This is a genomic window from Aeromonas sp. 601039, from assembly GCF_049174415.1.
In the GTDB taxonomy this organism is placed as follows: Bacteria; Pseudomonadota; Gammaproteobacteria; order Enterobacterales; family Aeromonadaceae; genus Aeromonas; species Aeromonas veronii_A.
This window is the reverse complement of the sequence record NZ_JAAKTL010000043.1, coordinates 1-8,907: the sequence shown is the minus strand read 5'-3', so window position 1 is coordinate 8,907 and position 8,907 is coordinate 1. Positions and strand designations below refer to the sequence as shown.

At 45.8% G+C, this 8,907-nt stretch carries 5 protein-coding genes and 4 pseudogenes; 4 read left to right on the top strand and 5 right to left on the bottom strand.

Features of this window, described 5'->3' with window-relative positions; all coding sequences use genetic code 11:
* A pseudogene (locus tag G5195_RS20040) lies at positions 1 to 106 on the bottom strand (IS5/IS1182 family transposase); the annotation flags it as partial.
* A 250-nt stretch (positions 107 to 356) separates the two neighbouring features.
* Between G5195_RS20040 and G5195_RS20035 the strand changes: the two are divergent.
* Positions 357 to 1,019 (top strand): response regulator, encoded by a 663-nt coding sequence (locus G5195_RS20035; protein WP_144716203.1) that lies wholly within the window; start codon positions 357 to 359, stop codon positions 1,017 to 1,019.
* Positions 1,020 to 1,134: 115 nt separating this feature from the next.
* Here G5195_RS20035 and G5195_RS20030 read toward each other — a convergent pair whose 3' ends face one another.
* The 3 genes from G5195_RS20030 to G5195_RS20020 form a co-directional block, all read right to left on the bottom strand.
* The gene (locus G5195_RS20030; protein WP_080602637.1) at positions 1,135 to 2,094 is read right to left on the bottom strand and encodes a sensor domain-containing diguanylate cyclase; all 960 of its coding nucleotides are present in this window, start codon (positions 2,092 to 2,094) and stop codon (positions 1,135 to 1,137) included.
* Positions 2,095 to 2,346: 252 nt separating this feature from the next.
* A complete protein-coding gene (locus G5195_RS20025) occupies positions 2,347 to 3,099 on the bottom strand; it encodes a transporter substrate-binding domain-containing protein (RefSeq protein WP_201954671.1) in 753 nt (250 codons plus the stop codon).
* 360 nt (positions 3,100 to 3,459) lie between these two features.
* Positions 3,460 to 4,416: a sensor domain-containing diguanylate cyclase gene (locus G5195_RS20020; protein WP_151286328.1), complete on the bottom strand. Its 957-nt coding sequence runs from the start codon at positions 4,414 to 4,416 to the stop codon at positions 3,460 to 3,462.
* A gap of 385 nt (positions 4,417 to 4,801) precedes the next feature.
* Here G5195_RS20020 and G5195_RS20015 point away from each other — a divergent pair.
* Positions 4,802 to 5,062: pseudogene (locus G5195_RS20015) on the top strand (transposase); the annotation flags it as partial.
* Between the two features lie 241 nt (positions 5,063 to 5,303).
* On the opposite strand, the gene G5195_RS20010 reads toward G5195_RS20015, so the two are convergent.
* Complete coding sequence (locus G5195_RS20010) at positions 5,304 to 6,347, bottom strand: IS110 family transposase (protein WP_151286329.1); 1,044 nt, start codon at positions 6,345 to 6,347, stop codon at positions 5,304 to 5,306.
* A gap of 61 nt (positions 6,348 to 6,408) precedes the next feature.
* Here G5195_RS20010 and G5195_RS20005 point away from each other — a divergent pair.
* Together G5195_RS20005 and G5195_RS20000 are read left to right on the top strand one after the other, a co-directional pair.
* Positions 6,409 to 7,308 (top strand): annotated as a pseudogene (locus G5195_RS20005) (IS3 family transposase); the annotation flags it as partial.
* 31 nt (positions 7,309 to 7,339) lie between these two features.
* A pseudogene (locus G5195_RS20000) lies at positions 7,340 to 8,121 on the top strand (IS5 family transposase); the annotation flags it as partial.
* Between the last annotated feature and the right edge of the window lie 786 nt (positions 8,122 to 8,907).

Sequence of the window (8,907 nt, the reverse complement as noted above, 5' to 3'; positions counted from 1 at the left end):
TTTGCCATGGCAGAATCTGCTCCATGCGGGACAAGAAAATCTCTTTTCTGGTCTGACGGCGCTTACTGCTGAATTCACTGTCGGCGAAGGTGAGCTGATGACTCATGATGAACCCTTTTTCATGGCTCCAGATGACAAACATGATTTCATATCAGGGACTTGTTAGCACCTTCCTTAGACATTGATTGTGGTAACTTACATCGTCTAGCCAAACGACTGGGGTTAAAATGATAAAGATACATAGCTATGGGCCATTATAGAGTTGCATCCTGCATATTGGTTAACGTGTTGATTTATAGTGTTTTTTATGCACGTATGGTGTAATGTGACGCTAGCATGGTATTGAGAATGTAGTTATGGATAACAAAGTTTCAATCGAAGAAATGCAAGCATTAAAAGTATTGCTTGTAGATGACCACGCTATATTGCGGGCAGGAGTCAAAGCTACACTCTCAACAGATCACCTTATGAAGGTGATTGCAGAGGCTGGCAATGGTAAAGAAGGATTAGATCTGGCAGTAGAATATGAACCAGATTTAATATTGCTTGACCTTCAAATGCCAGTGCTTAATGGATTAGAAACGCTGAAGAGAATCAGAGCAAAGAAAATAAAAAGCAAGGTCGTTATCTTCACCGAGTCAGATTTGGAAATTGATGTTGTAGAAGCGTTTAGGTTCGGAGCCAATGGATATCTTTCAAAAAATATTGAACCGCTTGATTTAATTGGCTTCATTAAGAGCATATGTGCTGATACATCAATTGAAAGTCCTCAGTCAAACAATAAAGTAATGTCAATCTCATTATCAGATAGTAATGTTGGCATTATTGAATCATTAAGCCATAGAGAAATTGATGTAGTAAAACTTCTTGCTGAAGGTCACTCAAACAAAGTCATTTCAAAATTATTATATATATCTCATGGGACGGTAAAAATACATGTGAGAAACATTCTAAGAAAACTAAAATTAAAGTCTAGAGTTGCTGTTACTGTATGGGCACATAACCGAACTATTAAGTAACTATAATTTAAAAATGTACATAAATAAAAATTAACTTGATATTTTTATTGTTGCAGATTATTGCCATACTAGTTAACGACTCTCTTAAATCATATGCCCATAGGGTGCATATGATTTATAAATTCTGCTTGCAACGATACATGGCCTCATCCGCCAAACGGAGTAACAAGTTTAGATCTGGTGGTGTAGTTGCATCATATTCCACATAGCCTATAGAACAAGAAAGGTTATATACCTTACCGCTATGCTTATTGAACTCATCAAAGATCTGATTTATTCGATTATTGATTGATTCAATATAGTTAATGTTTGTTTCTGGGAGTAAAACCACGTATTCATCACCACCTAATCGAGCACAGATATCAGCATTTCTAAAAATCAAGTTGATCAAGCTGGCGGCTTGGCACAATGCATCATCTCCAACATCATGACCAAATCGATCGTTTATAGATTTGAAATGATTCAAATCTATAAACAATAATGAAAGGCCCCTTTTCGTTCTGTATGCATGTTGCAAGTACCTCTCAGCCAGAAGAATAAAACCTCGCCTGTTGGTTATCCCCGTCAACTCATCTATTGTCGCCATTTGAACTGCACGTAACTCGCTTTCAACTGTTAATGCCAAGTCGGTAAATAAAGCTCTATCCTTTTCTCCAAAAGCCCTAGCCTTACGGTCTATAAGGCACAACGAACCGATATGCAATCCATCAGTTATTACTAATGAATGACCAGCATAGAATCGGATGTATGGCTCCCCTTGAACCATTGGATTATTATAATAAAGAGGATCTTTGGTTGCATCTTCAATAACAAGCATGCGTTCTTTGAGAAATCCATTTTTACAAAAAGAGATATTAGGAAGAGGTTCATGGATGTTTAGGCCATAACAAGGCTTGGCCCACTCGTGTTCATTGTCTTCGAATGAGATCAGGGCAATAGGCACATCAAACATGTTGCGAGCCATTCTTGTTATACGAATGAAACGTTCCTCTGTTGGGGAGTCAAGCACTTGGAGACGGCGCAATGCATCTAAGCGAAGAAAGTGGGGATCACTGGTTTCAGAGAACGGTTGCATCCTTGCGGCCTTTTACGTTGTGTCCGAAGCGATGCTATTATGACACTCATTTGGATATAACTAAATAGAATGCTGGATTACGGATGACAGATTTTTAGCGCGGGTATGCGAAAATACACACATTTGGTTTTCTAATGAGACCATCACTAGGGGGGGGCAATCGAAACTCATTCGTGTTGTTCTATGAAGGCGAGGCTATCATCGAGCACCCCAGACGCTTGTAAAGCACCATGGCACGAACTGGATTTTAAATTAATCATAATAGCAAAACTGCTCTTGCAGTTGTTCTACTCTACCCTCGGTTTTCATTTTTTTTAGCATTAAGGCCAAATCTTTCGCTAGCCTTGAGTGTTTTTTATTAAGATACGCATAGCCTGCCAAGGTATCAACAATTCCTGCGGAATATATTTTATTATACTCGGTCGATTCCGCAAGCAATGCTTGCTTGCTCCTATCAAATACCAGAGTCTGCTCCACAAATACATCAACGCGTCCTTTTATCAGTTTTTTCAATCCCTGCTCAGTTGTGTTTACCTCTGTCGGCAGGGGGAAGGTAATAAGCTTGGAAAGTGCGTCTTCGGCGCGTTTTGAGCCTCGCCTGAATTCAACTCTTAATCCTTCCTTATCTAGGCTATGCCAAGAATTATATTTTGATTTATTGTCATACACATAAGCTTCAATAGTCACGTTGAAATGTGATTCATTCACTCTGATCAAGTTGGTTGTTTGCTGTTGGTATTCAAATGCCCGATGAATTTCACCATCAACACTGCCATTCTCCGCGAGGATCGGTGCTCTTCCACCAGGAACGCCCTGATATAGAAATTTATATCCCAATCTAGAAAATGCCTCGCTATAAATATTATATAACCAGCACCCATACTTTGAATGATAAGTGTCCTCTGAACTAACTAGAACAATTTTGGTATCAACAGCAATAGCGCATGAAGAAAGTGTCGCAAGGAAAATTAACAATATGTTTCTTATGTTGTATTGTGAAAACATACATACCCCACATTGACACATCCCACTTTTAATATAGCTCACGTTAAAAAATTCGCCATGCTAAATGAAATTAAAATACTGTTGGTGACATTTCTCACGAGATATGGGCTCGCGCCACTTAAATAGTGTTTCTTCCAAAATGGTTTGCTCTGCTGAAAGCTAATGTATAGGAATTCGAGTAGCAAGCCATCAATGTATATTCATAGACAAGTAATTAAAATTATACACAGACACTGAATAAAATAAACAAGATCCCCATGATTAGGGTATCTTGTTTCATACGGTCAATTACTTCTTTACCAGTATAAAAATGATTTCTCTAAGAAATGCTCAGATAGTTGTATTTTTGGCGACAGCTATTTATCGTTTCACTTTGCATGAATACATCTCTTCATCTGCGTGCCGCAGTAGTTGATCTAAATTAGGCGGCATACTAGCATCGTAAATCACAATTCCTAAGGAGCATGACAACTGGTATGGCTTACCACTATGACTATTGAAGTCATCTATTGCATGATTCAGCCGCTCTTTAATTCTCTGACAATGTTCACTACCAGTGCCAGGTAAAAGGACAACGAATTCATCCCCACCAAGGCGAGCGAATATATCAGCATCGCGGAATACTCGGCATAACAACTCGGCCATATGTCGCAACGCGTCATCGCCAATGTCATGACCAAACTTATCGTTAATTAGTTTGAAGTGATTTAGATCTAAAAAAAGTAAGGCCGCTGTGTGTTTTACACGAAATGCATATTTCAAACTTTTTTCGGCGAGCAGCATGAATCCTCTACGGTTAGTTATCCCCGTCAATTCATCTATGGTTGCTCTCTGAACGGCTTGTAACTCACTCTCAACCATGGATGCCAAATCAGCTAACAGCGCTTGGTCTCGTGGGCTAAAACCCCTGGGTTTAGAGTCTATGATGCACAATGTACCCAGCTTCAAACCGTTCCCAACTTCTAGTGGATGGCCTGCATAGAAGCGAATGTGTGGTTCCCCCGTGACTAAGGGGTTGTCAGAAAATCGTGGATCTTGGGCCGCATCTTCAACTACAAACAGTTCTTCACCGAGAATTGCATGACCACAAAAAGAAATGTCTCGCGGTGTCTCCAATACCGGCAACCCACAACATGACTTGAACCACTGTCTGTTTTCATCCACCAATGAAACCAATGCGATGGGCACATCAAACATGTTGCGAGCCATCCTGGTAATCCGGTCAAAACGCTCCTCTGCGGGGCTATCAAGTATCGCTAAACGGCGCAATGCGTCTAAGCGAAGCCGTTCGTTATCCGGTACTACAGGGCTTTGCATCAACATTTCCTTGTTGTGTGGGCACTGTACGCTGCCAACATATACTGTGCATCTGTAGATCTGATGTACTGACAGTATATTACAGTAGGTAGACCTATGATTTCGAGCCATCTCATCTTTGATGACAGGAGCAGTGTTTGCACTCTTGGTAGCGTGGTTGTCGCTCGCTCGACAAACAAGAGCTCGCCTAGAATCCCCCTAGGCTGTGTTCTTAAAGTGATGAAGATATAATCTCACATCTTCTCAACAGCTTAAGATCCATTCCGTGTCCCGCCGTTATCAGCTGACTGATGCACAATGGGGGCTTATCGAGCCCCTGTAGTGGTCTAATCATCCCGGACACCATTTTAGGTGGTACAGTCGCCACCATGACCTGAGGTGTTCAATGACAAGATTACGTCGCTCATTTACTGCCGAATTCAAACTCGAAGCAGCATCCCTGGTGCTCGACCAGGGGTATTCTGTTCCCGAAGCAAGCCGTTCACTGGATGTCGGTGAAACTGTGCTTCGTCGCTGGGTTCAGCAACTGCAATCCGAACGCAGTGGCACAACCCCAATCAGCAAAGCGCTGACTCCGGAGCAGCAGAAAATCCAGGAGCTGGAAGCCCGTATCAACCGACTCGAACGTGAAAAGGACATACTAAAATTATGTATGGTCTGCTCCTTATCTGCAAGCTTGAACTGATTTCCAGAAGTCGTTTGCGTCAATGTATCCGGCCTGTCTGTGAGCCGTTTTCCGGCTCTGGCCTTGATGGGATCCGCACGTCATCGTCCTAATAAAGCTACCAGTCTCGAGAGACTGCTTTTTTAGCCAGGCTGCAACGTCGTGGGGTAAACGCTTCTGTCATCTGTTTTTGGCTCGCAAAACCGGGTATGAGTTCTATCAGTTAAACGGCTGAACTTGTGTTGGGATACGGTTGGTAATCCCTGCCGGATGTCAGCACTTTCCAGCAAATTCGCATTATCTTGTTGGCCAGGGCGATAAGTATCACATGGTTGTGATGGCCGACCTCTAGCCTGGCGACCCATTCGCCTAACGATGATTTGTCACGCTTCATGTGAATTTTCAGCGCTTTGGCGCCCTGAATAACCATTTGCCTTAAATAGCTATTGCCACGCTTACTGATCCCGCCGAGCGAAGATTTGCCGCCCGTTGAATATTGCCTGGGGACCAGCCCCAACCAGGCTGACAGGTCGCGGGCTTTCTTGAATTGTGAGCCATTGCCAATTGCGGCAATCAACGCGGTTGAGACAATTGGTCCAATGCCGGGGACGGTACTGATTTTTTGGCACAAACTCGACGTGCTCGAGGCTTGTCCGAGCATGAGGCTCATGTCATCAATCTGAATATCCAGCTGTTGCCACCGTTCTCTCAGACGCAATACCAGGGCGCGGATAAAGTCAGGCAAGCCATTCTCGGCATCTTCAAGGATCGTCGGCAGAGAACGCTCGAAGACTTTTCTGCCGACTGGCACGGTGAGCCCATATTCTAGCAGCAACGCTCGCATCTGATTGACAGTGGCGGTTCGTTCGACGATGAAACGCTGACGGACGCGATGAGTCGCCTGCAATGCCAACTGTTCATGAGATTTCAACGGGACACAGCGCATAGTGCCTCTGCTACCAGCCTCGGCAATGGCGGTGGCATCGTTGAAGTCATTCTTGTTCGATTTGAGGTAGGGCTTAACAAATTGAGCGGGAATAATCTTGGGCTCGAACCCCGCCTGTTGGAACAGGTGTCCCCAGTATTGCGAACCAGGACATGCCTCGAAGGCAACCCGACAGGGTGGAGTCGTACTGATGAACTGTTTCAGTTGTGAACGAGTGAGCTTTTGCTTGGTCAATACATGCCCCATGCGATCCATCGCCACCAGGTGAAACCAGTTTTTGCCTAAATCGATCCCGTAAATGTAAATCTGCGCTTGAGTCATGATGAGCCTCCTTGATGCTGGCTCCAGCATAGCGGGGTGGATAGAGCAGACCATCCCATTAGGCTACTGCTCTCTTGATGGCGGACGAGTTCACACGTACGCGCTGATAGACCGATTAAGGGAGCAAGCCCCCATCACCTTGGTCTGCTGCGCTTTCGATGTGCCCACTTCCTGTTTTTACGATTATCTGGCCCGCAGGCGGGCGATTAACCGTGAGCGTATGCAGCAGCGCTGTGAGTTGCGCCGTTTGTTCAAAGAAAGTCGGAACTCAGCGGGCAGCCGCACCTTGATGTCGATGATGCGAGAGCTGGGGTATCAGATTGGCCGATTCAAAGTGCGCAGTCTGATGAAGGAAGCCGGTCTGGTATCCAAGCAACCGGGCGCTCATCGCTATCAGGTCGCCCGGTCTGAGCGACCGGATATTCCCAATCTGCTGGCCCGTAAATTTGATGTCCAGCAACCCAATCAGGTGTGGTGTGGCGATATCACCTATGTCTGGGCCGCGGGTCGTTGGTATTACCTAGGCGCAGTGCTTGACCTGCACACCCGGCGGGTCGTGGGCTGGGCGATGTCTGATAAACCTGATGCAGAATTGGCAATCAAAGCACTGGAGATGGCCTATCAGCAGCGGGGTTGCCCATCCGGTGTGCTATTTCACACTGACCAGGGCAGCCAATATGGCAGTAGGGTATTTCGGCAACGACTGTGGCGCTATCGCATGACCCAGAGCATGAGTCGGCGTGGTAATTGTTGGGATAACGCCCCGATGCAGCGGTTGTTCAGGAGTTTGAAGACGGAGTGGCTGCCGGCCACGGGATACATGCACTTGCGGGAAGCAAAGCGGGATATCAGTTATTACTTGATGGATTACTACAACTGGCGGCGTCCACATCAATACAATGACGGGATGCCGCCAGCAAGAGCCGAGGATCGGCCTAACCAAGTGTCCGGATTTAGTTGACCACTACACCCAGTTTCCTTCTCGAAGCCTGATCGGGCGCCCTACCCGTGAAACGCGCCAAGTGCTCGATGGCATTCTCTGGATACTCCACACCGGAGCTCCTTGGCGAGACCTTCCAGAACGTTTCGGACCATGGAATTCGGTCTACAACACCTTCCGGCGTTGGCAGGATGCAGGCCGGATTGATGCCATTCTGGAAGCGCTGCAACTCAAGCTCAATGAAGAAGGGCTCATCGATTTCGACCTGTGGTGCCTGGACGGCTCCAATGTCAGAGCATCCAAAGATGCTGCCGGTGCACGTAAAAAAACACCTCAATGAATCAAGCCCTTGGCCGTTCGCGGGGAGGTTTCGGCAGCAAAATTCACTTGGTCACGGACGGTCATGGCTTACCACTGAGCTTCTGCCTGTCACCGGGGCAATCAGCAGAAATCAGCTATGCAACAAGCGCGTTGGCCATGGCGAGGATACCAACGTCATCAGGTCGCTACCGAACACGGCCAGCGCATCTTGCCGCAGACAAGGCCTATAGCAGCAAAGCCTTTCGAGCCGAGCTACGGCGGAGAAGGATAAAAGCGGTCATTCCGCAACGCAGCGACCAGCAACGGCGCCATAAGGGGCGTCCATTGGTACTGGACAAGGTGCATTACCGCAGGCGCAATGTCGTGGAGCGGTGCTTCGGTTGGTTGAAGAAGTTTCGCCGGTTTTCAACGAGATATGAAAAGCTAGCCAAGAGTTTTGCAGCCTTTATCAAACTGGCTTTCTGCCTTCGCTACTTGCGCGAGTTATGTGTGGACAGAAAACCAGCATTTTGAGAACACAGCCTAGTTTTATTCGACCATCCTAGCAAAAAGCCATTCCGCAGTTAACTTGTTTGTCATTAATGAACTAACCTCATATCATCAAGTCTCCCAGTTTTTGCATCTGGATGTTTCACGATGGTCAGAGTCATTTTTCAAGCCAAGGTACATACCTCCGTTGATTCAGGCGGGTGGGTCGAAGTCCCACATTTATGCTTGCAACACTGCGTTATAGAGGACTTTAAGGCTCACCCTCGCTGGAGAAGATCCATCTCATCTTTAGAGCTGGATGAGATTCTCGAACAGCACACCACTAGGTTGTTTGGGGAGGCCAGGCGATTAGATCTGAACACTGTGCCTGAAGGTGTCTCTGTAGATGTGTTCGGGGCTTTGGCTATTGTTACTATAAATTTGATGCAGTGTGACACATACCATTGAAAATATAATATATTCAGACACTTATGGCTTTAAAGCTCAGGCCATCGTCTTCATCGTAGACAAACCTTAACGTTCAGATTGTATGAACGGTAGTAAGTAGTTATCGAGCAAGTCGTCCTGAGGGGGCTCGTTCAGGTTCGAGGAGGGTGATCACAATGATGGGCTCATTTAAAGCTTTCTGGTATGGTTAGCCCATCAGATTTTTTCAGACAGGATGTCGGTGTAATGAGTGATAAAACCCAGTGGAAAACATGGTCATTGATTTCCCGCATGCGTCTTGGGTTAGGGAAGGTGCGAATAAGCGGGGAAATTCTTCTCGGCTGACGCAGTCATTTCATTTCTTCATGTTTGAGCCGATTTTTT

What these genes read in the sequence shown, in the direction of transcription:
- G5195_RS20035 (WP_144716203.1), top strand. Translation starts at nt 357, where the DNA reads ATGGATAACAAAGTTTCAATCGAAGAAATGCAAGCATTAAAAGTATTG.
- G5195_RS20030 (WP_080602637.1), bottom strand. Translation starts at nt 2,094, where the DNA reads ATGCAACCGTTCTCTGAAACCAGTGATCCCCACTTTCTTCGCTTAGAT.
- G5195_RS20025 (WP_201954671.1), bottom strand. Translation starts at nt 3,099, where the DNA reads ATGTTTTCACAATACAACATAAGAAACATATTGTTAATTTTCCTTGCG.
- G5195_RS20020 (WP_151286328.1), bottom strand. Translation starts at nt 4,416, where the DNA reads ATGCAAAGCCCTGTAGTACCGGATAACGAACGGCTTCGCTTAGACGCA.
- G5195_RS20010 (WP_151286329.1), bottom strand. Translation starts at nt 6,347, where the DNA reads ATGACTCAAGCGCAGATTTACATTTACGGGATCGATTTAGGCAAAAAC.